Source organism: Paenibacillus oryzisoli (assembly GCF_001653565.1).
Classification (GTDB): Bacteria; Bacillota; Bacilli; order Paenibacillales; family NBRC-103111; genus Paenibacillus_E; species Paenibacillus_E oryzisoli.
In genome coordinates, this window is the sequence record NZ_LYPB01000090.1 from 99,668 (window position 1) to 123,525 (window position 23,858).

15 protein-coding genes are annotated in these 23,858 nt (G+C 44.9%); 10 read left to right on the forward strand and 5 right to left on the reverse strand.

The annotated features are described in order from the left end of the window. Positions 1-259: 259 nt before the first annotated feature. Positions 260-1,090 (reverse strand): D-amino-acid transaminase, encoded by an 831-nt coding sequence (gene dat / locus A8708_RS29780; protein ID WP_068669849.1) that lies wholly within the window; start codon positions 1,088-1,090, stop codon positions 260-262. Positions 1,091-1,371: 281 nt separating this feature from the next. Between dat and A8708_RS29785 the strand changes: the two genes are divergently transcribed. Beyond that, positions 1,372-4,011 carry an adenosylcobalamin-dependent ribonucleoside-diphosphate reductase gene (locus tag A8708_RS29785; RefSeq protein WP_068669851.1) on the forward strand — a complete coding sequence of 880 codons (2,640 nt, stop codon included), beginning with the start codon at positions 1,372-1,374 and terminating at the stop codon, positions 4,009-4,011. A 327-nt stretch (positions 4,012-4,338) separates the two neighbouring features. Here A8708_RS29785 and A8708_RS29790 read toward each other — a convergent pair whose 3' ends face one another. Further along, positions 4,339-5,394 (reverse strand): LLM class flavin-dependent oxidoreductase, encoded by a 1,056-nt coding sequence (locus A8708_RS29790; RefSeq protein ID WP_068669852.1) that lies wholly within the window; start codon positions 5,392-5,394, stop codon positions 4,339-4,341. Between the two features lie 27 nt (positions 5,395-5,421). Then, the gene (locus tag A8708_RS29795; RefSeq protein WP_068669855.1) at positions 5,422-6,453 is read right to left on the reverse strand and encodes a LacI family DNA-binding transcriptional regulator; all 1,032 of its coding nucleotides are present in this window, start codon (positions 6,451-6,453) and stop codon (positions 5,422-5,424) included. Between the two features lie 271 nt (positions 6,454-6,724). On the opposite strand from A8708_RS29795, the gene A8708_RS29800 reads away from it, so the two are divergent. The 7 genes from A8708_RS29800 to A8708_RS29830 all read left to right on the forward strand — a co-directional run bounded on the left by A8708_RS29800 (position 6,725) and on the right by A8708_RS29830 (position 20,252). Further along, the gene (locus A8708_RS29800; RefSeq protein ID WP_068669857.1) at positions 6,725-8,158 is read left to right on the forward strand and encodes an L-fucose/L-arabinose isomerase family protein; all 1,434 of its coding nucleotides are present in this window, start codon (positions 6,725-6,727) and stop codon (positions 8,156-8,158) included. A gap of 16 nt (positions 8,159-8,174) precedes the next feature. After that, positions 8,175-9,020, forward strand: coding sequence for a transketolase (locus tag A8708_RS29805; RefSeq protein WP_068669859.1), 846 nt, complete (start codon positions 8,175-8,177; stop codon positions 9,018-9,020). After that, on the forward strand, positions 9,021-9,962 hold the full coding sequence (locus A8708_RS29810) for a transketolase family protein (RefSeq protein ID WP_068669861.1): 942 nt from the start codon (positions 9,021-9,023) through the stop codon (positions 9,960-9,962). Between the two features lie 2 nt (positions 9,963-9,964). Then, positions 9,965-11,470, forward strand: coding sequence for an FGGY family carbohydrate kinase (locus A8708_RS29815; RefSeq protein WP_068669863.1), 1,506 nt, complete (start codon positions 9,965-9,967; stop codon positions 11,468-11,470). A gap of 217 nt (positions 11,471-11,687) precedes the next feature. Further along, positions 11,688-13,463: a sensor histidine kinase gene (locus A8708_RS29820; RefSeq protein ID WP_167355943.1), complete on the forward strand. Its 1,776-nt coding sequence runs from the start codon at positions 11,688-11,690 to the stop codon at positions 13,461-13,463. Positions 13,464-13,476: 13 nt separating this feature from the next. Beyond that, entirely contained in the window at positions 13,477-16,605 is a 3,129-nt protein-coding gene (locus A8708_RS29825; protein ID WP_068669865.1) for a glycoside hydrolase family 2 TIM barrel-domain containing protein, read from the forward strand. Then, a complete protein-coding gene (locus A8708_RS29830; protein WP_239696896.1) occupies positions 16,602-20,252 on the forward strand; it encodes a family 78 glycoside hydrolase catalytic domain in 3,651 nt (1,216 codons plus the stop codon). Before A8708_RS29825 ends, A8708_RS29830 begins: the two co-directional genes overlap by 4 nt. 86 nt (positions 20,253-20,338) lie before the next feature. On the opposite strand, the gene A8708_RS29835 is transcribed toward A8708_RS29830, so the two are convergent. Continuing rightward, the gene (locus A8708_RS29835; RefSeq protein ID WP_068669867.1) at positions 20,339-21,154 is read right to left on the reverse strand and encodes a glycosyltransferase family 8 protein; all 816 of its coding nucleotides are present in this window, start codon (positions 21,152-21,154) and stop codon (positions 20,339-20,341) included. A gap of 23 nt (positions 21,155-21,177) precedes the next feature. Beyond that, positions 21,178-22,221, reverse strand: coding sequence for a hypothetical protein (locus tag A8708_RS29840; RefSeq protein ID WP_068669869.1), 1,044 nt, complete (start codon positions 22,219-22,221; stop codon positions 21,178-21,180). A gap of 270 nt (positions 22,222-22,491) precedes the next feature. Here A8708_RS29840 and A8708_RS29845 point away from each other — a divergent pair, with 270 nt between their 5' ends. Both A8708_RS29845 and A8708_RS29850 read left to right on the forward strand, forming a co-directional pair. Beyond that, positions 22,492-23,559 carry a hypothetical protein gene (locus tag A8708_RS29845; protein ID WP_068669871.1) on the forward strand — a complete coding sequence of 356 codons (1,068 nt, stop codon included), beginning with the start codon at positions 22,492-22,494 and terminating at the stop codon, positions 23,557-23,559. Positions 23,560-23,574: 15 nt separating this feature from the next. After that, positions 23,575-23,823 (forward strand): phosphopantetheine-binding protein, encoded by a 249-nt coding sequence (locus A8708_RS29850; protein ID WP_068669873.1) that lies wholly within the window; start codon positions 23,575-23,577, stop codon positions 23,821-23,823. The last annotated feature ends 35 nt before the right edge of the window (positions 23,824-23,858 follow it).

Below are 23,858 nucleotides of genomic sequence, written 5' to 3' on the forward strand. Positions count from 1 at the left end.
GCTTTTGTTAAGCAAAGTATGTAGGTGCGAGGTGTCCAAGTTCATTTATAATTAACCATAGTTTAATTGGGGCATAGGGTTTCCGTCAATTGTTTTATCCGTATTTGTGATTTTTCTGTAAACATTTGGGTGGGGCTGGGATATAAGGATTTCATTTGGAGAGAGGGATATCCAGATAGTTATAGAAGAGAGCAACCTTCGAAGTCAATGGAGAGGACTAAGGTTACTCTTGCATGTGTTTGGGAAGTGTCTGGCCCTGCTACTTGAGAAATGTTCTTTCGAATTCAGCTTGCAGCCGCTGGGTCGTTGAACCGGGTGTTCCCGTACCGATTGATTGTCCATCAACTTGAAGAATTGGCGTGATTTCTACTGTTGTCCCTGTGATGAAGGCCTCGTCCGCTTGCAGAAGCTGCTCGGTCGTGAAGGGTTCTTCTTTCACTGGTATGTGTAAAGCATGAGCTAATCTAAGTACAACGGCACGCGTAATTCCATGCAAAATCAAGTGATTCGCAGGATGCGTATAGAGCACCTGATCCCTCACCATCATCAGATTCGAAGCGCTGCATTCGGTGACTGTGCCGTCTCGATGTAAGACGACTTCTTGCACGCCATGATCAAGCGCAGTTTGTTTGGCAAGAATGTTAGGGAGTAGATTTAAGGTCTTGAGGTCACATCTGAGCCAGCGAATATCAGGTTGCGTCACAGCTTGTATGCCATTATGAATCGAAGCTAGTGGACGTTTCACTTCAGAGCAGTAAGCCAGTAAAATCGGCTCAGCCTGTGTTGGAAAAGGATGTGCGCGAGGAGCCTCCCCACGCGTGATTTGCAAATACACGGTGCCTTCGACGAGGCTGTTGTGTTGAATGAGTTTATTCAATATAGTCAATATTCCATCACTTGTATGTGGTAAAGAGAGGCGGACTTCACTCGCTGTTCGTTCAAGCCGCTGCATATGTGCGCCACACTCATAAATCTGTCCATTGTAAACGCGAAAAACTTCGTAAATCCCGTCTCCGAAATAATAACCGCGATCATCCGGTGAGATTTGGATGTCTTGTTTATGTAGGAATTGGTTTTTATAAAAATACATGCGGCATGCACTCCTTTGGAATAAAATATTAATGGAACATATGTTCTAAATTGTGCTCTGTTGTGGTATCCTACTAATAGGTTAACAAAGGTTGAGAGACGCGTCAAAGCTAGCAATTCTGTGACCAGCGTGAATTTGGTTCTTTTGCCAATGGTGCATCCATATGTTGTGTAGTATAATGATTTGGCACTACCAGATATTGAGAATTGTTGGCTAATGACTCTTGTAGGGATTATCTTAATTGCAGCTGAATTTGCACTTTAATTGGGAGGCTTATGTTCATGGGGAATGTGTATGAGAGTAAGAAGCTAACAGGATTGAGTGAGAAAATCTTTCTAGATCGCTATGCACTTAAGAATGCGGACACAAGTCATGCGAAAGTGGGAGACACCGTTCTTGTATTGACAAAGGATGATCCGAAGTTCCCAGCCAAAGAAGTTGGCGAAATTATTAGTCGTGAAGGAAATACCGTGAAAGTTCGTACACGCAGTGGGGAAACCGTGGAATCTGCCGTTGAGAAACTAACGTTAAATATGGAGAAAACACCAGAAGAAATGTGGGATCGTTTGGCAGGAGCAATGGCTTCTGTGGAGAAAACACCGGAAAAGCGTCAGGAATGGACAGATAAATTTCGCTATATTTTAAATGATTGGAAGCTTGTACCTGGTGGTCGTATTGCAGCTGGCGCGGATGCGAGTGACGAGTTGACGTTATTCAATTGCTACGTGATTCCTTCTCCTAAGGATAGCCGCGGTGGCATTATGAATACATTGACTGAAATGACGGAAATCATGTCGCGTGGAGGCGGAGTAGGAATCAATCTGTCCTCGCTTCGTCCAAGACGTTCTGTGGTGAAAGGCGTAAATGGATCGTCCAGCGGGGCTGTCTCGTGGGGCGGATTATTTAGCTATACGACGGGATTAATTGAGCAAGGCGGAAGCCGGCGCGGTGCGTTAATGCTGATGATTAACGATTGGCATCCGGATCTGGAGGATTTCATTACGGTGAAGTCCACGATGGGACAAATTACGAACGCGAACTTATCCGTATGTGTCAGCAACGGGTTCATGAAAGCAGTGAAGGAAGATCTGGAGTGGGAACTGGTGTTCCCGGATACGACGGATCCAGAGTACAATGACCTGTGGGACGGAAATTTGGATGCGTGGAAGAAATTAGGCAAAGCTGTTAAGCCTTATCGCACCGTTCGCGCGCGTGATGTTTGGCATTCGATCATTGAGTCGGCTTGGAAATCAGCAGAACCGGGCGTCGTGTTCCTGGAGTATTACAATCAAATGTCGAATAGCTGGTATTTTAACCCGATTATTTGTACGAATCCGTGTGGGGAACAGGGACTTCCAGCATGGGGTGTTTGTAATTTATCAGCGATTAATCTGTCGAAGTTCTATGATGCGGAGAAGCATGATGTGGATTGGGAAGAGCTTGCTACCGTCGTGCGTTACTCAACGCGTTTTCTTGATAATGTGATCGACAAAACACCGTATCATTTCGAAGAAAATCGAGCAAATCAACAAAATGAGCGTCGCGTAGGACTTGGTACGATGGGTCTTGCGGAGCTTATGATTCTGTTGAAAATACGATATGGCAGCCCTGAATCCCTCGTGTTCTTAGACAAGATTTATGGATTTATGGCGAGAGAAGCGTATCTGGCTTCATCTGAGATTGCAGGCGAGAAGGGATCTTTCCAAGCCTTTATCGAAGATAAATTTATGGAAAGCGGCTTTATGCGCAAAATGACAGAAGTATATCCTGAGGTCGGTGAGGCCATTCATCGGAATGGCATGCGTAACGTTACCGTTATTACACAGGCACCAACCGGAAGTACAGGAACGATGGTTGGCACATCGACAGGGATCGAGCCTTACTTCGCATTTGAGTACTATCGTCAAAGTCGCCTAGGCTTCGATAAACAGTATGTGCCGATTGCGCAGAATTGGAAGGATGCGAATCCAGATCAAGATCTGCCGGACTATTTCGTCACTTCGATGAGCTTGTCCGCTGAAGATCATATTCGTGCACAAGCTGCCATTCAGACTTGGGTAGATAGCTCCATTTCCAAAACGGCGAACTGCCCTGCTGATTTCACGGTTGAAGAGACGAAGCGACTTTATGAATTGGCTTACGATTTGGGTTGTAAAGGCGTGACCATCTATCGCGATGGCAGTCGTGATGTACAGGTGTTGAGTACAAGTTCGAATTCAGATAAAAAAGAAGAAGTGAAGGCTGAGGTACAGCCGGAGGTTGCTCCAGTTGCAGTTGCAGCAGAGGCTGTAGTGGAGAAAGAAAGTTTGGCTTCCATTTCTGGTAAGTTAGCCCTAAATGTGGATGCGAAGACGGAGCAAGTCTTCGATAAGCAATATAAGCGCCGTCCGCAAATTCTGCGTGGCGCTACGTATAAAGTGAATACCCCATTCGGTATGGCGTACATTACCATTAATGATATGAACGGAACGCCAAGCGAGATTTTCCTCAACGTAGGAAAAGCAGGGTCTGATGTGTTCGCGATGTCCGAAGCACTCGGCCGCGTGTGCTCCTTGTTCTTGCGTTATGGCGATCACGGTGACAAAGTGAAGCTGCTCGTGAAGCACTTGAAAGGCATTGGCGGCTCCGGCGCCATCGGTTTCGGCAACAACCGTGTAGAGTCGATTGCAGATGCGGTTGCCAAAGCGCTCGAACAGCACGACGAAGTGATGAGCGAGCCTGACGACGCGCGGAACTACGTGACCGCGACGAGCGAGGTTGTGGAGGCAGCTCCGGCGGCAGCTGCACATAGCGGGCACTCTGCTCCGAGCGCGACGAGTGTCGCGGCGATGGACCTGTGCACGTCGTGTGGTTCCGCTTCGCTAGTGAATAGCGAAGGGTGTAAGAATTGTATCAACTGCGGGTATAGCAGATGTAATTGATGAGAATCCAGGGCGGGGGCCCTGGATTTTTTTTTTGAAATTCCATAATTCACTGGAAAAGACAATAGTAAAGTAAACGCAGCACAGCGCATACAAGCTATTCTGACAGCTATTGTTGTAAATGCGAAACGGATGGTGAAATTAGGGAACATCGAAAATAGCTTAGAAAGGAGCCTCGGCTCCTTTCTAGATGACAAAAAAGTCGTTGTGCTTTTGCTCATAGCAACAAAACAACGACTTTTTCAGTGCTCTCCCATGTGGTACAGGCTTTTTTGCTTGGAAGTATCGATATTGCTATAGGTTTAAAGCTATTCGTTTAATGGATTGTTATTCAGATTTTTCAATCTCAAAAAAATTATTGTCCATTAAAGTATGATAAGTTTTTAATCTTTTCATAATTTCAGAAATATGTTCTACTTCCTCGTTTGTTTCATCAATGTTACCGATTAAGAAAGTACGTACGCCTAAATCCATATACTTGCACAAATAATTCGAAACATCTGAATAACTTCCGACAATATATGGATCATCAACCTTATTTCCAGAGAGATATGCTCCCATCCAATAAACATCATCATATATTTCTTGCGATAATGCTAAGTTTGCCATCAGTTTTGTATTGTGAGATGAAGATTTCCCTCTTATTTTTGTAATCATTTTACCATGTCGATCTTGAATATATTTTGAATTTGCAATTTCCCATGCTTTTTCAGAACTATCCCTAGTAATAATGGAAATGCGTATAGCTAGGTTTAGTTCTTTTTTCTCGATTTTCGGTAGATATAATTTTTTGAATAATTCGATTGGATGTGGCCTTAATAAGGCAGTATCTGCAACTTCATGTGCTAGAAGTATACTTTCATCTGAAGAACCCGGGATAAAAATTTCAGGCATTAAATGAGCAGGAACTGACGCTCGGGCATCTAAATTTGAAAATTTATAATAATCTCCATGGAAATTAACTTCTTCATCTGACGTTAAGAGAGTTTGAACAACATTTATGTATTCACGGAGTCTAGCGTATTTTGTTTTCGGATCAATCGATTCATGCATTGCCTTAATTTCAGATTCATAAACCCCAGTAACGAAATTCAAACAAACTTTACGTTCATATAATGTCGCTATTGCTTTTACAATTTTGGCAGTGGTCACAGGCGGCATATAGTAGGGCTGGACTGCTACTATAAGTACTAAATGATCTGTACTATTTAATACTTTTGTTGTAAGGATCCAAGGATCAAATGAATGATTAAAAAAATATATTAACGATCCATAAAAATTGTATTTCTCAGATAGTTTACTTATATTTTCTATATCTCCAAATTCGCCGGAAATCGTATGCCAACTTGGGATTTCTGTGAAAAATCTTAATTCGCTTGCCATCTGGATTCCCCTTCCTCCGAATTAAGCTCATTTGTGCGAAGAACGTCGCTCAACAAACCGGGTGTCGACTCTGATTTTGGATGTTATTTCTAGTTCTACTTCGATAGATTCAATAACTAAATCTACAGCTACTTGAGCCATTCGCTGCTTTTCAACATGGATAGTTGTTAACTCAGGTGAAATGATTTGTGATTCCGTAATGTTATCAAATCCAATAACGGAAACATCCTCAGGTATCCGTATACCAAGCTCAGTTAACGTCTTCATTGCACTAATAGCGATATAATCACATTCGCAAAAAAGAGCAGTTGGCAGGTTACGATCTGTATCTAAGTAAGATTTGATTTGGGCTTTCAGATCATCCTGCGATGAAAGCATTGTAGGTGCCACAGAAAAGAAGTGTTCAGGCTTGATCTGTATATCATATGCCTTCAGTGCTTCCTGAAAGCCTTCTTTTCGCTCCTCGAAATTCTGGAGATGAACATTCGAAGCTATATATCCGATTTCACGATGCCCCAATTTGCATAAGTGAGCCCCCGCTTGATAAGCACCCATCCTATTATTGATCCCGACAAAATGAACAGGTAATGTATCAAAGCAGTTGTCAAGTACGACAAGACGAGGGCCTAACCGATTTGCAATATCCAATATATCGACTGAGGTTAGGTTAGTACCAAGTAGAATGACACCATCACTTTGATTTTCCTCAGAAAACACCCGAATTTCTTGTTCGAAGTAGGCCATATTGATGGTTGAAAAAAGTAAGGAGTAACCTTTGACTCGACATCGTTCTTCAATGAAATGAATCAGTTCTCGAAAGAAAGGTTGTTGGTAATACGCTTCGAGGACGATCCCTGAATTCGTAAAGACCAAAAATGTTAAGGATTTCACAGAGCCTTCATTGGCTGATAATTTCGGCTTGGGTGTATAACCGTTTTCTCGTGCGATTTCAAGAACGCGCTCTCGCGTTTCATTGCTTATTCCAGGTTTTCCGCTAAGTGCAAACGAAACAGCAGATTTGGACACGCCTGCTAGTTTGGCGATATCTTCCATTTTCATATTAATTAATCCCCATTCGCTAATACTGTTTAGTTAGTTTAGTTTATAATAAATTTACTGATTGTACAATGGGAGGCATAAATGAAACTAAAAATTATATAAAAATTAACTAAATAAAAGCTAAAATTGTAATTGACGCCTGAAAAATGCCGTGTTAGATTTGTTTTACGTTATAAAAATTGAAAATTAACTAAACTTATTAAAAATTTGTTTAGTTAATTCAGCTGGATTCAACTAAACTTAAATACTAAACAAAATGGAGGCATACAATTTGAAAAAGTTAAAACTTGGCTACGCACCTACAAGACGCTTTGTCTTTAGTGCAGAAGACGCTTTTAAGTACAAAGTACTTATTAAGGAGAAAATCCAAAGCTTTGGGCTCGATATCGACATCGTGGATCTTGAGGGAATTAATTCTGAAGGTCTTTTATACGACGACAATATTAATGCTGACCTCATTATCGAGCGGTTTCGTCAGGAGAAGGTTGATGCTGTTTTCTTCCCGCATTGTAACTTCGGTACAGAGGATACCGTTGCACGTGTAGGTAAAGCGCTAGGAAAACCTGTGCTCTTATGGGGCCCGCGTGATGAGGCGCCCCTCGAAGACGGGATGAGGCTTCGCGATACACAGTGTGGTCTATTTGCTACTGGTAAGGTTCTGAGACGTTTTAATGTGCCGTTTTCCTATGTAACGAATACACGTGTGAACGACCCTGTGTTTGAAAGAGGGTTTTCGAATTGGATTTCAGCGGCTAATGTTGTTCGTCAGTTCCGCGCACTTCGCATTCTGCAAATTGGCCCAAGGCCATCTTCGTTCTGGACAATGATGTGCAACGAAGGCGAGTTGTTGGAACGGTTTGGCATAGAGCTTTATCCGATTACACTCGTAGATATTCAGCGAGCATCCAAGCGTGTTGAGAACGGGAATTCCTCTGAATTAGCTCAAGCTATCGATTACATTAAAGCCAAACTGGATTGGACGGAGGTGACGGAAGCGGACGTAAGGCGGATCGCGGCATTAAAAGTCGCGATGAAACAATATGCATTGCAAACAGGCAGTACAGCAATTGCCATTCAATGTTGGTCTTCTTTACAAGAAGCTATGGGGATTATGCCTTGCTTAGCAAATGCCATTCTGACGGATGAACAAATTCCAGTAACCTGCGAGACAGACATACATGGGGCGATTACATCGGTCATGGTGCAAGCTGCTGCTATGAATCAAGCGCCAACTTTCTTCGCTGATTTGACAGTTCGGCACCCGGAGAATGCCAATGGTGAATTGCTCTTCCACTGTGGTAACTTCCCAGTATCACTTTCCGTGGAAGAGAAGCCTAAGCTTCGTAAGCACTTTTTGTTCGATGATCATGCTCCAGGAACGCATGAAGGAGAAATCAAAGGCGGCGGTATGACGCTGGCTAGGTTTGACGGAGATCATGGCGAATATCAACTGTTTCTTGGGCGCGCTCAAGGTATTCAAGGGCCGTATACACGAGGTTCCTATGTATGGGTAGAAGTAAATGATTGGCCGCTTTGGGAAGAGAAATTAGTCAAAGGACCTTATGTGCATCATTCGGTCGGGATTCATGCGAACGTGATCCCATCTCTATATGAGGCATGTCAATATATTCCGGGGCTGACACCTGATCCTGTAGATCCAACAGAAAGTGAAATTCAAGCATGGCTGCGAGGCAAGGGTTTGTAAGGAGGAGAAAACACATATGGAAATCAAAGCGCTGCAAGCCAAAGCAACACAAATCCGGATGGATTTACTGCAAATGATTGCGACTGCCAAAACAGGCCATACCGGCGGCTCTCTTAGCAATACAGATATATTAACTGCGTTATACTATCGCATTATGAACATTGATCCTAAGAATCCAAAAGCGGAAGATAGGGATCGGTTTATTTTGAGCAAAGGACATTCCGTAGAATCTCTCTGGTCAGTACTTGCCGATCGAGGATTTTTCCCAAGAGAAGACCTCGCCACATTCAGCCAATTTGGAACGAAGCTTATTGGTCACCCGAACAACAAAGTGCCTGGAATCGAGATGAACACAGGTGCTCTCGGCCATGGATTGGCAGTCGGGGTAGGAATGGCACTTGCTGCTAAACGTGATGGTGCGTCCTATCGGACTTTTTGCTTAATGGGGGATGGTGAGCAAGCGGAAGGCTCGGTTTGGGAAGCAGCTATGGCAGGCTCACATTATAAATTGGATAATTTAATTGCAATTATTGACCGGAATCGGTTGCAAATTAGCGGGTCAACAGAAGAGGTAATGGGGCTGGATCCCCTTGAAGATAAATGGGCAGCATTCGGGTGGCATGTTGTTTCAATCGATGGCAACGATATGAAAGATTTGGTGGATACATTTGCAACAGTTCCAGCAGTAGCCGGTAAGCCAACATTAGTCATGGCGAACACGGTGAAGGGCAAGGGCGTTTCCTTTGCGGAGAATGTTCCTCACTGGCATCATCATGTACCGAATGAATTAGAGTTAGGGAAAGCGCTAGCAGAGTTAACTGCTGCTTTGGAGTTATATGAACAGAAGGGGGAGGTACGCTAAATGAACACAATCCCTAACCGCCAAGTCATTTGTGAAACACTGCTCGAGCTTGCTAAAGATGATCGTGACATTATGGTGCTTGCTAGTGATTCAAGGGGATCAGCAGCGATGGCACCTTTCGCTAAAGCATACCCAGATCAATTCGTAGAAGTGGGTATCGCAGAGCAAAATATCGTGGGAATATCCGCAGGACTAGCTCACAGCGGTAAAAAGCCCTTTGTGACTTCCCCAGCTTGCTTTCTGAGTATGAGGAGCATTGAGCAGATCAAAGTGGACGTTGCCTATTCGGGAACCAATGTAAAGTTGGTTGGTATTAGCGGTGGAGTTAGTTATGGCGCATTGGGAATGTCTCACCATTCTGTGCAGGATATTGCTGTTGCACGTGCCATTCCAGGATTATCGGTTATTTTGCCCTCTGATCGACATGAAACAAAACGTATGACAGAAGCGCTCGTAAATCATAACGGCGGCGTTTACATTCGCATAGGCCGTAATGCTGTTGAAGATGTGTATGAATCTCACGATTACGAATTTATTATCGGGAAGTCCGTAAGGATGCGAGAAGGAACAGATATCACCATCATTGCCGCTGGAGAAACGGTTCGTGTAGCACTTGATGCGCATGAAGCGTTAAAGCAGGCTGGCGTGTCATGCAGAGTCATCAATATGCATACCATTAAACCCCTGGATGAACAAGCAATTATACAAGCTGCCAAAGAAACAGGACGTATTATCACTGTAGAGGAACATAGCGTTCTTGGCGGACTAGGTGCAGCCGTAGCTGAAGTTGTTGTTCAGAATCATCCGGTTGCCATGCGTATTATTGGCATTCCAGATGAACCCGCGATTGCTGGCAAAAGTTCTGAAGTATTCGAGCATTATGGAATTAGCAAAAATAATCTTAAACAAATCGCGTTAGAAATGCTCGGTAAACAGGAGTAAGTATGACGAATAAAACATATATGTTGGCTATTGACCAAAGTACATCTGGAACGAAGGCACTTATCATTGATCGTGAAGGTGCCATAATAACGCGTAGTACGGTTTCACATACAACATTCTATCCGCAACCTGGATGGGTTGAACAAGATCCGATGGAGATCTATAACAATGTCAAACGCTCAGCACATGAAGCTATAAACTCCGCTGGGATTGGTTATGAGGCTATTGCCGCCATGACGATTACGAATCAGCGTGAAACAGCTGTCATTTGGGACTGTGTGACGGGTCTTCCCGTCTATCATGCCATTGTATGGCAGTGCCAACGGACAGCAGATCTGTGTGCGGCTTATAAAACGGCAGGTGCGGAGGATGGGGTACGATCCAAAACCGGATTAATGTTGGATCCCTATTTCTCGGCTGCAAAATGGCAATGGATTCTTCATCATGTGGAGGGCATCCAGGATAAGTTGGCCGCAGGACATCTGCGGGCTGGAACCATGGACAGCTGGTTAATATGGAAGTTGACTGACGGTAACGTACATGCAACGGATTTCACGAATGCAAGCCGTACATCCCTATTTAATATTCATACTCTAGAATGGGATGAAGAACTTTGCAACCTATTCGAGGTTTCGATTACCTTGCTTCCTGAGGTTAAATCATCAGATGATATTTTCGGATACACAGAAGACCCTACTTTATTTGGCGAAAATCGTATTCCCATCACCGGTGTCATTGGAGATTCTCAAGCAGCCCTTTTCGGAAATCAATGCTTCGATATTGGGATGGCTAAAGCGACCTATGGCACGGGGACGTCCGTGTTAATGAATGTGGGTCATAAACCGGTTAAAGCTGAGAACGGATTAGTAAGTGCAATCGCTTGGGGAATAGAAGGCAAAGTAACGTATGCCGTTGAGGCAGTTATTCGCACCTCAGGGGATTGCATTTCATGGGTGCGTGATAACCTTGGACTTTTTCGTACTTTCGACGAAATGGAGGCATTGCTTCAAGAAGCGCCAGATAGTGAAGGTGTGTACTTAGTACCGGCCTTCGTTGGGCTCGGAGCACCCTATTGGGATTCTTACGCTAAGGCTTCAATTACTGGAATGAATCGAGGAACAACCAAAGCTCATATCATTCGAGCAGCACTTGAAAGTATCGCTTATCAGGTCGATGATGCTGTTCATCTAATAGAGAATGAAACCCATGTTGAACTTCAAGAATTGCGGGCCGATGGTGGAGCTTCTGAGAATGCAGGCTTGATGCAATTCCAATCCAATCTACTTGGCAAGAAAGTCGTTAAATCAGATGTTGCTGAATTATCACCTATGGGTTCTGCGTATATCGGTGGTGTCGGGATCGGATTCTGGCACTCTAGGGATGAAATAAGGACTGAAAAATCGATTTATCAGACTTATTTGCCATTAATTGAACCCGAATTGCGCGATGTGTACAGGGCAGGATGGCATAGAGCTGTCGTTTCGGTATTGAGAAAGAAAGAGTCTTGAGCGTTGAAAATATGAATTTATTGTTTGCGCTTACATCGATCTTAATAATGTTCGTTGATTTTTAAGTTTTTATCACTATTCATCCCAAGCGCACATCTATACAATATAAGTATAATGTCCAATTGGAATTCAGGGATGGTCAGACATGGGATTTAGAGCCAATACCAAAATGACATCACTTCAATCGGGCTGCTTGATGCAAAGGATGGCCGTTGAAATGAAGAATTTCAGGATTGTAAAGAAAATGGCGCTAGGATACCTGTTGCTTGTGATTTTGCCAATTATTGTATTCGGCTTTTACTTGTACAATCAGTTCTATATGGATGTGACAACAGAGTTTTCGGAAGGAAAGCAGAAGCTAATCATACAAGCTGGCGAGGGGTTCCGGTCGAGTCTGAACCAGGTGGAATCGATTCATGATCTATTCATGAACAATCAGCAGTTGATCGATTATCTTAGTGGCTATAATTCTTCAGAGCAACAATCTGTTTATAACTATCTCAAAGACATTCGCCCCCTATTTTTCTATGCGCAATCGCACCATAAAGAGATTTCTTCTATTAAACTGTATAAAACAATGAATGAAGTCCACCCAGTCTCCGGCGAACTTGAGGACCTAGGCCAAATGGATAAGAAGCCGCTAGGAATGCTAGGCAATGTTAAAGCAGATAAAGGTGTCTGGGTGCGCAGCAGCGGAGCCGACACCACTGAACTTCCGAACCTGAGCTACTATCAACGTGTTTATAATAACGGTTATACGAAGCTGCTGGCTGTTCTGGAGATTGTAACCAATGATTCGTTGCTGCGAAATTTTCTCAAAGCGGTCGATGTCAATCAGAACATGCAAGTACAAATTGCGCAAGGCGACGATACCGTCTACCACAGCGGTGGCATCGGGCTGAACGACAAAGATGTGGCAAACTTGCTGGCTATGGCCAAAGAAAGCAATCTAGGTTACGCCTATTTGCGCAAGCAGAGAACGCTTGTGAACACGTTGACGATCCCGGAGCTGTCTACGACGTTCTACTTTTTCAGTAAAATGGATGAAGTATTCGTCGACATCAGGACCAAGGTGCTCTTGCTCGCACTTACGTTATTAGGATCACTGGCTGTGCTGACAGGGATCTATTACGCGACGGCTTCCTCTCTCGTTAGCCGAATTCTTGGTTTGGCAAAGCATATGAGACATGTGGATGAAAACAAGCTCACCTATTACGAGGTAGGAACGTCGAATGATGAAATCGACTTTCTGACCCGATCCTACAATTCGCTTGTCCAACGAATTGACGATCTGTTAAATACCGTTCATAAAACCGAGCTCATGAAGAAGGAGGCGGACTATCTTGTGCTGCAAGCACAGATCAAGCCTCATTTTCTTTACAATACGCTTGAATCGATTCGTATGCTGGCAGAGATCAATAACGATCAAGAAGTGGTCGATGCGATATATACGTTTGGCAGGCTTCTTCGATATACGCTAAATTCGGGAGATAACGAGACGCTGCTGACGCACGAAATCGATAATGTTCAGCATTATTTCGATATGCATAAGCTGCGCTTGTTGGATCGGCTGCGCTTCTCAATTCAGATACAAACGAATATCGATGATATTCGCTGTCCGCGATTTATTTTGCAACCAATTGTGGAGAACTGCATCCATCACGGCATCGGGCGCACTCGCAAGGTTGGGGTGATTGATATCGTCGTTAGACGAGAAAACGCTGAGCTCCTGATTAGTGTCTCCGACAATGGACCCGGCATCTCGGAGGAACGTTTGGGAATAATTCGAGGCGTGCTTGGCAACGAGTTGGATCGACAAGCTCTCCAGACCGAGAATTCCGGTCACGGTTTATATAATGTCAGCGAACGCATTCGTGCGTTCTACGGCGGTCAAACGTGTATGATGATTGAAAGTCGCGAAGGAGAAGGCACGACATTTACATTGAAGCTTTCAGTACCTGAGGGCATGACGATGCTGAACGCTTTAAGTTAGGGGGAGGAAAAATATGGATCATACTAGAGATGGTGTTTCCGGTTTGCCCGATTTTGAAAATTTAACTATTTTGCAGCGAAACGCAGAGCGTCCCAGAGCCACTTCAATCCCGTTTGCAAATGCACAAGAGGCCTTCGTGAACGATCGAACGGCCTCCCCTTATTATCGATGTCTGAATGGGGAATGGAAATTTAATTACTCGGAGAACCCGTTCGAAACACCGGAACGGTTCTATGAACAAACATTTTCCTGCGAGGCGTGGGAGACAATCCCGGTTCCATCGAATTGGCAGTTACACGGCTATGGCGTGCCCTTATACAGCAGTAGCAAATATCCGTTTCCGGTTGACCCGCCGTTTATTCCGAAGATGAATCCGACGGGTTGTTATGCTCGGATGTTTACCATCCCTGACAATTGGCTCGATAGATCGGTCATTCTCGCGTTCGACGGTGTAGATGCGGCTTTTCATTTGTGGGTGAACGGAGAGGAAGTCGGCTTTGGTCAAGGCAGCCATAATCGCATGGAATTTGATATTACCTCATATATCCAGTCTGGGGAGAACAAGTTAGCTGTACGTGTTTATCAATGGTCCACAGGCAGCTATCTCGAGGATCAAGATAAATGGCGGCTGAGCGGGATATTTCGGGACGTATATTTGCTATCCGTTCCTAGCGTACATATGTTCGACGTTCGCATTCGAACTCGTTTAGACGAGACGTACCGGGAAGGTTTATTGGAGCTTGCCGTCACTTTAAGGAATCGATCTGATAGATGGGGGGAGGCTAGCGGCATTCGTGCGGTTCTGCTCGGATCGGCTAATGAACTTGCAAGCGCAACGCTTGCAACCGATGCGCTTGCTCCTCATGCGGAAGCTGTTGTCCATGCTGAATTTTCAATAAGTGATCCAGAGCTGTGGTCGGCTGAGCAGCCTGCGCTCTATACGCTCCTACTGATATTGAGCAATGCGGAAGGTCATGTAGTAGAAGCACATCGCTATACAGTGGGATTTAGGGATGTGAAAGTGGAGGCCGGATGGCTGCTCGTCAACGGCATGCCGATCATCCTTCGCGGAGTGAACCGAAATGAATTCGATCCAGATCTCGGTCATGTGACGACGATGGAGGCGATGGTTCGTGACATTACGCTGATGAAGCAACATAACATTAATACCGTTCGTTGCTCTCATTATCCGAATGATGAGCGCTGGCTTGATCTGTGCGATCAATATGGGTTATACGTTATCGATGAAGCGGATTTGGAGACGCATGGTTGTGTATTTCTCGGTGAGATCAGTCGTTGGATTAACAATCCTGACGAGAAGACGGCTTATGAAAGCCGACTGGCCGAGGATCCTGCGTGGAGGGAGGCATTCTTAGACCGGATGGCTCGTCTAGTCGAGCGGGATAAGAACCATCCTTCTATCATTGTCTGGTCCCTTGGGAATGAGTCGGGCTATGGCGGCAATCACGATGCCATGGCTGCTTGGACGAGAGAGGCGGATCCGACGCGTCCGATTCATTACGAACGGGCTAAGGATGCACCGATCGTTGACATCATCAGTTCCATGTATCCTTCCGTAGACATGCTGATCGCCGAGGGAGAGAAGGAGGAGTCACGACCTTATCTAATGGTTGAGTTCGGGCATGCGATGGGTAACGCGCTTGGCAATCAGAAGGAATATTGGGATACCGTTTACCGATATCCCCGGCTTTGTGGCGGTTTGATTTGGGAGTGGACCGATCTCGCAATTCGCCGCCGTACAAGTGACGAAAGTCTTCAATACGCCTATGGTGGCGATTTCGGTGATGAGCCTCATAGCGGCAATTTCTGCATTGACGGGTTGCTGTTCCCCGACCGCAGCCCTAAGCCCGCTTTAATTGAATTCAAGAAAGCGATCGAACCGGTCACTGTCACTCCGGTACATGCAGAGCAAGGCGTCTTACGGATAGTTAATCGGTACGACATGGTTTCGCTGAAGCATCTTGCTATCCATTGGCGTGTGTATCGTGACGGAATCCTACTAGAGCAAGGAGAGCTTGCGGCGCTGGATATTCCGGCAGGAGGAGAGGATCTCGTCACGATTCCTTTTAGCACGCGCCCGACGGATGCATGCAGTGAATACTGGCTGCATATCAGCTTCGTCTTGCGCGATTCCACGGATTGGGCGCAGGCAGGCCACGAGGTGGCATGGGCGGATATGCCTCTTAACAATTCGGCTTGTTCGGAGTCTGCCGCCGAAACGCATGCGTTAGCCAGAGTGTCAGCTGCAGAGAACGATCGATTCATTCGCATCGACGGTGACGTCTTCACATTGGCATTCGATAAACTGAACGGAGAAATAACGTCCTGGGATTATAAAGACGTTTCTTTGCTTTCGCAAGGACCTCGCATCAATTTGTGGCGGGCACCGATCGACAATGATGTCCATCTAGCGAAGCAGTGGCGTGAAGCAGGGTATCACGAACTTGACGCCTACGTTCGCAGAGTAGAGTTATTGACGCAAGAGGACCACTCCGTCATTCAGATTAAGACAGATTCCGTGCTCGGCGTAAAAGGAACCCGGCCATTATTCCAAATCGAGCAGCTATATACGATTTACGGCAACGGGGAAGTGAAGCTGGAGAACAGGCTTGAACCGTTGAAGGAAGGACTGCCGCCTCTTCCCAGAGCAGGTATTCAGTTCACGATGCCGAATCGATTCGAACGCTTCGCATGGTTCGGCCTAGGTCCACACGAATGTTACGCCGACCGCAAATCCAGTGGAAAGCTTGGCATGTACGAAGGGACAGTCGATGAGCAATTCGTGCCTTATATCATGCCGCAAGAGAGTGGAAGCAAGGCAGACGTACGCTGGGCCACTGTCACGGACGTAGACGGCTTTGGACTCCATATTGCTGGAGCGGGGATACCGCTCGGGCAAGTTGGTGCAAGCCGATACTCAACCAAGGATTTGAGCGAAGCCAAGCATCATTCTGATCTGATCCAACTGGGCGAAGTGGAAATTAATGCCGATTGGAGACAATCGGGTATTGGCAATCATAGCTGCGGCTATGCCCCAACCTTACCGTCTTATCTTCTTGCCCCAGAATTGACGGAATTTACGGTTCGACTGAAGCCATATTCAAAGGCAGGGAATGCATGATGGATATCGCCAATTGCTTGACACCGTATAAATGGAAGAAGCCTGTGCTTGTCGGATCCGGCGCGAAAGGGGCATTTGACTGCCACGCAGTTGATTGCCCATTCGTGTTTAGGCACAATGACTGTTTTTACATGATGTATGTCGGTTTTGATGGAACTGGCTATCAAACGGCATTGGCTACAAGCGTTGATCTGCTGAATTGGCAGCATCTGTCGACCATATTGACCAGAGATCAAGAAGGTAACGCATGGGATTCTCGCAATATTGCAGGTACATGGATGTTACGTGACAATGATATCCATGGTCCAGGCTATTTGAAGAAATGGAATGGCAAGTACTGGTTAGCCTATCATTCTTATCCGGGTGATGGTTACGAAGCGGGATCTGCCAAGATTGGGCTTGCATGGACAGAAGACGGCAGCCTGATGAACTGGAACCGCCTGGAGAATCCGATTCTCGTGCCCGAGGAGGGCGGGGAATGGGAGAAAGGCGGGTTGTATAAGGAATGTCTGTTGGAACATGAAGGTACTTTTTATTTATTTTACAATGCGAAGGATAAAGATGATGGTGTTTGGATCGAGCAGACGGGTCTAGCGACTTCGAAGGATCTTGTCCAATGGACGCGCCATTCGCATAATCCGGTTCTTCAAGTGACACCGAACGCATGGGACAGCGGATTCGTTAGTGATCCCTGCGTGCTGCTGGACGGATCGCGCTGGGCGATGTTTTATTTTGGATTTAATTATAAGGCGGCACAGGAAGGGATTGCGCTGTCGGATAATTTGCTGGACTGGCGCAAATATGAGGAACCGATCATTCGGATTGGCGATGGCCATGCGATCGATTCCGTTTTTGCTCATAAACCGTCGGTTATTAGCCATAACGGGATCTTGTATCATTTCTATACCGCATGCAGGCGCCCGATGGAAGGCGATGCGACATGTAATATCTTTCCTGAATTCCGCACGATTGCGGTTGCGACATCCTTGCCGCTCGCGATTGGTTCTCTGCGTACAGAAGGCAGACCTAATCCGATCGGCCTTGATGAAACGAATCCTCGCCTGGGCTGGTCGTTCCTTGATCAATTGCCGCTGGCATTTCGTCAGAAGGCATATCGGATTCAAGTTGCGACGAGCTATGTGGGACTGATGAATGGCGATGCGGATTCATGGGACAGCGGAGTGGTCAACAGCGGAGATCATACGGCTATTCCTTACAAGGGTACTCCGCTGCAGCCAAGGCAGAGGTATTATTGGAAGTTAAACATTGTAGATGAAGCGGGGACGCAGTATGACAGCGTAGTGGCCTGGTGGGAAATGGGGCAGCTGGACAGTCGAAACTGGCAGGGAAAATGGATCGCCAATCCGGACCTGACCGAGGAAACGAAAGGAGCGTCCCTCTTTCGGCGTCACTTCAATGTCGAGCATAAGGTTGCGCGTGCAAGGGTGTACATTAGCGGGCTTGGTCATTATGAATTGCTGTTAAACGGTAGGAAAATCGGCGATCATGAGCTTGATCCTGGCTGGACGAACTATGACCGTACGGTACTGTACACGACTTATGATATAACATCGCAGCTTAAGTCGGATGAAAATATCGTTCAAATAGAGCTGGGGAACGGCTTCTACCACGTTCCTGGCGGAAAGTACGCGAAGTTTAAGGATTCTTTCGGTACGCCTACATGTCTGGCCGATATCGTCATTGAGTATACCACTGGCGCTTGCGAGTGGATCCGTACGGACAGCAGCTGGCAGGCTAGTCATAGTCCACTGCTGTTCACCTGTATGTACGGCGGCGAAGAATACGACGCGACAAGAGAAGATGGGAACGCTGCTTCATGGTATCCTGCCGTTGAGATCGAGGGGCCTTCGGGCAAACTTATTGCGCAATCAGCTCCGCCGGTTAAGGTGATGCGTACATTCGAGCCTAAGTCAATTTCCAATCCCAAACCTGGCGTATATGTGGTGGATCTAGGCCAGAACTTCTCCGGGTGGCCGAGGATTCGAGTCAGCGGAGCTGCGGGCTCGAAAGTTGTATTGACTTGTGCCGAGATGTTGACGGAAGAGGGCTTAATCAATCAGAAGTGGACAGGGTCCCCGAGCGAGTTTATTTATATCTTAAGTGGCAACGGTATGGAGGAATGGCGTCCGAAGTTTTCATATACTGGCTTTCGTTATGTGATGATTGAAGGCGCAATTCCCGAGGCTTTCAGTTCCCAAGGAGAGTCTTCCTTGCCGGTGTTGTATGGCATTGAAGGAGAAATGCTGTATCCTGAGCTAGAAACCGCAGGAGGATTCGAGTGCTCAGATCCACTGCTTAATCGGATTCACGAAATGATTACGATGGCGATACTTAGCAATACGAAGAGTGTATTCACGGATTGCCCGCATCGAGAAAAGCTCGGTTGGCTAGAGCAAGTTCATTTGATGGGACCCTCAATTATGTTCAACTACGATGTTGAAGCGATGCTGAAGAAGGTACTGCAGGACATCTCCGATGCCCAATTACCCGATGGCATGGTGCCGACGATCGCACCGGAGTATGTCGAGTTCGGTGATACACTCAAAATATTCCGTGACGCTACGGCTTGGGGCGGAACGTATATCTTAACCCCTTGGGAAGTATTGCAACGGTATGGCAATATTAATTTGATTCAGAAACACTATCAGGGCATGAAGCGATATCTGGCATATCTAACGGAGAAGTCGGAGGGGTACATCATCACCGAGGGGCTGGGCGACTGGTATGACATCGGTCCGGCAGGACCAGGACACTCGCAAAATACGCCTATACCTTTCACAGAAACAGCGATCTATTATGGTATGTCCGTTGTCATGCAGAAAATAGCAGCATTGCTGCACGAGCAAGCGGATGTGCAGCAATACGAGCAGTTGACCGCATCCATCCAAACAGCATTTCAGGAGAAATACTGGGACGAACAGGCAATCAGCTACGCAACTGGCAGTGACACTGCGCTTTCCATGCCGATCGCGATTGGACTGGCTCCCGAGCAGCATCAAGCTGATCTGATTGAGAAGCTAGTGCGGCAAATTACCGAACGCGGCTATCAGACTACAGCTGGCGATGTAGGCTATCGTTATCTGCTGCTTGCACTTAGCCGGGCTGGCAGATCGGATGTCATTCACCGGATGTCGCAAGTTACGGAGAAGCCAAGCTACGGGTATCAAATCGCGCATGGAGCCACGACGCTTACCGAAGCGTGGGATGGACCGACAGTAGGCAAGTCGCAAAATCACTTTATGCTGGGACATCTGGAGGAATGGCTGTTTACGGGTTTGGCAGGTATAGATTTCCGCTATGATACAGAAACGGATCGTTACAATATCATGATTAAGCCCTATATGCCGGGTGATATGAAATGGGCTGAAGCTTGGCAGAAGCTGCGGCCAGGGTATGCGAGAGTGCGCTGGGAGAGAGATGAGAAGGATGAGCTATCGATCAGCGTAACAATTCCGCCAAATGCCAAGGGGATCGTGTACGTGACGAAAGCTATCTGCGGGCAAGATGAGCAGGCGGTATTGCCGAGAGGTGTCAAAAAACTTCGAGACGAATTGAATGATGCGGTTTTTGAGATTGGATCTGGCAGCTTTATTTTTTACAAACAAAACGTGAGTATCGTCGAGTGATTTCCGCTACAAATGCGAGCATCCGCCTTGCTTATCAGATATTGAATCGGTATCTGGCAAGCAAGGTGGATTGTTGTTGTTGAAACCTAGGATTGGACGGGAGCGGGCGATTTAAGCCCAAACAACAGATCATAATCCCACTTCATTTTTCTCAGATAGTTAAAATATTCCTCTTCCAGCGGGTGCCCCTGAGTCCAAGGTTTCCGTGGGCCACTGAAATGAATGATCGCAGGGGCGATATCCAAACGCAGCAGTAACAGATGACCTGTTGTATAGTTCCATTTGGGATCGAGCGAAAGCCGACTATCATACAATATCGCATTCAATGCGTCTTGGTCCATATGTCGTATTTTGTCAGGATTGTTGTTCAAGAAATCCCAAACGCGCTGCGCAACGTTTTCTTTTCTCCACTTCTCGAGATTGATAAGCAAGACGCCTGCATTAAAATACCCATATTGTTCCGGGATGGACAATATGCTCATCCGATTGTCTCCGAACGCCCATTCTACGGCCCCCAAATTATAATCGCTGATGTCGATATTCCACAGATCATAAATATTTTCCTTGATAATCGTATCTGGATCGATATAGATCACTTTCTTGACATCTTGACTTAACAATTCGGGGATGTGAATACGGAAATAAGCTTCCAAACTAATATGCGGCTGCTCGACTAATCCCTTATACATGGACCGGTCGACAACGACATAGTGAATCTGCAAAGGATAGTCCTGAGTGGCATCATTTAACGTATTCATGACTCTTTCAGAGAGTCCGCTGTTCAAGATATATAGATTTACCTTGTAATCCAATTTCTTATGTTCGAATAACGAACGCAGCATGACAGCTAAATGCCTGCAATATTCGTCACTAATGGCTGTTACGATATGGATAGCATTCATCTTGATCTCTCCCTGAATAAAATTTATGAAACAGGTTCTTCTGTGTGTTGATTGGACAGCACGTCTAGTAATAGTACAAGTAGTTTTTTTTCATTTTCCATGATGGAAGTAAGATTTTTGATGATTCGATCCAAGTTCAGGGAATGACTCGTGAACTCATACTTAAGGTTATAGGCTACATTGATTTTGCAAATTTTGTGCAATTCTTTATAGCCGTCAATGACGGCATTCAAATTGGAAACTCCGTGATGATCTCTTAAATAGGTTAACCGATGCACCATGAGCGATTTATGCTCCATCAGCATATGAAAGGGGCGGTAATGGGACCAGGTATTCTGAGCCTTCACCTGTTCCACATGTTGGAGCAACTTGTCGTAAATGGAGATGCCGTATATTTCATTGCAGCTAAACGTGTTAATTCTTGAATCGGAGTTCAGCGAGAATAAATAGTCATTGATTTGATCACGAATGGCGGATATGTTTAGCAAGAATCTTGGGGCTTTTTTGTTGTATAAAAAGAGTTCAACTTTGCCGCCCATTTGAATGTTTACATCATACCGGGCATTCGTTTCATAATAGGCCTTGTTTAGTTCCTCAAATGTACAAGTGGAGGTAGCATATTGACCTTCCCCAAAGCCATTATCGGCGACGAGGAACGTTTCTGTGTTTTTGTCATAGCCATAAATAAAAATGGCGTGGCTTTGATTAAAGTTTGAGTTAGATAGATGTGTATGATTGAGGCAGGTTTGCACATATTGATCGTCATCGATCGCCTTGATGACAAAATCACTGAATTTATTTTCAGTGAAATACGTATCAATCACTTTTTTGCCGATGGATTCAATAATCACGTAGGGACATACTTTTTTTAATACAGGGGAGTAATGTTTAATTGGAAAGGAGGTGCCATTATAATTTCTCGTTATGAATTGCAACTGGATAAAGTTCGTATACACCCAGGTGTGAGACTCTTCGTAATTTAACAATATCGATAACAGATTCGCTTCGTCAGGACAAGTACTGAGGAGAGGCTCAGTTCTTGGCAATACTTTTCTGTTGCTATCCATATGGTTCACCTCGTAGTTAAGGTTTACTAGTATCATAGCATGCGATTATGGCATTCGGCAGTGATGAAAATTACAATGTTAGAGTAATAAATAGTAAGATTGTTCATTTGTTTTCAACATTGACTAGAAAATTTAATATTGCTACGATCACAACATAAGAAAGATCAAGCATAATTTCCAGAAAAAAGGGGGTGTGAAATTGGTTGTGTGTAAACGCTTTCCTTGAAGTGGACGATGCTTCTACCCAGTATAAAAAGAGGTGAAATGACAATGCCGGAAAATGCGATACACTCGAATTTTCTGAAAGGTGATACGGTTGTTGGAAGAGTCAATAACTGCGTTGAAAGAGCTGTTTATTTAGCAGCAAAGCAAAATTATACAGGCGACCATGCCCATTTAACCAAATTGTTTGTAGGCGATTTGACATACAAGCTTACAACGGATCACCAGGGTGAACATATTCGTATGTATAGTGACGAATTAAATTTTTCTGATGTGATTGCGATTAATCATGTGTTTATCAATAAAGGGGATTCAGTTAAAGCACTTTCGGAAATCGAAAATTACTTAAGTAATGGCAAGTATGTACTCTTAAGAACAATCACGTCGAGACTTCCATTTTTTAAAAGATACAATAAACATTATCAGGTTAAGGAGAGTGACTATACTAGGCCAGGACATGTCATCCTTTTAATTTGGCATGATAAAGATCATATCTATTACGTGGACAGTCCTAATGATTTACATGCTGAAAATTATATACCGTTTCCGGAAAACCATGAAGTTGGCATGATCAATAAAAAAGATGTGATGGATGCGTTACATCTTTTGGCGAGTCTTTTTACAATTGATGTGAATAAGGAGAACTTACATGACTTCATCACGCATTCACATTCTGATTATGTAACTCGTATGATCCAAGAGAGTGTGCGGAAATACCGATCCTCCGACGTCGAGAAAACTAACACAGGCTATACCTATACAAACAAAGAAGCTTGCTTATTCTTAAGTGCATTGACACAGGAGCAACCGATTCTGTTAAACGATGAATTTAAACGGATTGAACAAAATAAAATTCTGATCGGTTTAAATTTAGTGCAACAGAGAAGGCAGATCCTAAGCGAATATTTAATCAGTGATTTCCCATTTGAATCTAAAAACAATGTACTGGCAGATCTTGAGACAAGCATTGAGGCCATTGAAAGTACGAAAATGTTCATGATGCATAATATGCTCAAAGGTCATTGGGCGTTTGATTCTATCTATACCGGTTTGTTGGAAAATATCATCCGTGCCGAAGATAACTTGTATGATGCGCTAGCAAGTAATTATACATAAAACAGGAGGTTATTTATGGATGCTGTTAATAAAATCGCGGATGTGATTGTGATTAAAGTGAAACAGCTATTAGAGTTTCAAGAGGACATCGACTTAGATGAAGATTTAATTGCACTGGGCTTAAATTCTATGGATTTAATGGCTTTGAGTGTTGATCTGGAGGATATTTTCAATATTGATTTTAAACCAGAAGAACTACTATTCAAAAACTTTTCTTCGATCAGAAAACTATCCGGCCTAATCGAGAAAAAAATGAATGGGTAGACTATGTTGGTTGTTCAGCGGTAATGAAAAAATAG

Bases quoted from the DNA above. Each gene is read 5' to 3' on its own strand.
- dat (WP_068669849.1), bottom strand. From the start codon at position 1,090: ATGTATTTTTATAAAAACCAATTCCTACATAAACAAGACATCCAAATC.
- A8708_RS29785 (WP_068669851.1), top strand. From the start codon at position 1,372: ATGGGGAATGTGTATGAGAGTAAGAAGCTAACAGGATTGAGTGAGAAA.
- A8708_RS29790 (WP_068669852.1), bottom strand. From the start codon at position 5,394: ATGGCAAGCGAATTAAGATTTTTCACAGAAATCCCAAGTTGGCATACG.
- A8708_RS29795 (WP_068669855.1), bottom strand. From the start codon at position 6,453: ATGAAAATGGAAGATATCGCCAAACTAGCAGGCGTGTCCAAATCTGCT.
- A8708_RS29805 (WP_068669859.1), top strand. From the start codon at position 8,175: ATGGAAATCAAAGCGCTGCAAGCCAAAGCAACACAAATCCGGATGGAT.
- A8708_RS29810 (WP_068669861.1), top strand. From the start codon at position 9,021: ATGAACACAATCCCTAACCGCCAAGTCATTTGTGAAACACTGCTCGAG.
- A8708_RS29815 (WP_068669863.1), top strand. From the start codon at position 9,965: ATGACGAATAAAACATATATGTTGGCTATTGACCAAAGTACATCTGGA.
- A8708_RS29820 (WP_167355943.1), top strand. From the start codon at position 11,688: ATGAAGAATTTCAGGATTGTAAAGAAAATGGCGCTAGGATACCTGTTG.
- A8708_RS29825 (WP_068669865.1), top strand. From the start codon at position 13,477: ATGGATCATACTAGAGATGGTGTTTCCGGTTTGCCCGATTTTGAAAAT.
- A8708_RS29830 (WP_239696896.1), top strand. From the start codon at position 16,602: ATGATGGATATCGCCAATTGCTTGACACCGTATAAATGGAAGAAGCCT.
- A8708_RS29835 (WP_068669867.1), bottom strand. From the start codon at position 21,154: ATGAATGCTATCCATATCGTAACAGCCATTAGTGACGAATATTGCAGG.
- A8708_RS29840 (WP_068669869.1), bottom strand. From the start codon at position 22,221: ATGGATAGCAACAGAAAAGTATTGCCAAGAACTGAGCCTCTCCTCAGT.
- A8708_RS29845 (WP_068669871.1), top strand. From the start codon at position 22,492: ATGCCGGAAAATGCGATACACTCGAATTTTCTGAAAGGTGATACGGTT.
- A8708_RS29850 (WP_068669873.1), top strand. From the start codon at position 23,575: ATGGATGCTGTTAATAAAATCGCGGATGTGATTGTGATTAAAGTGAAA.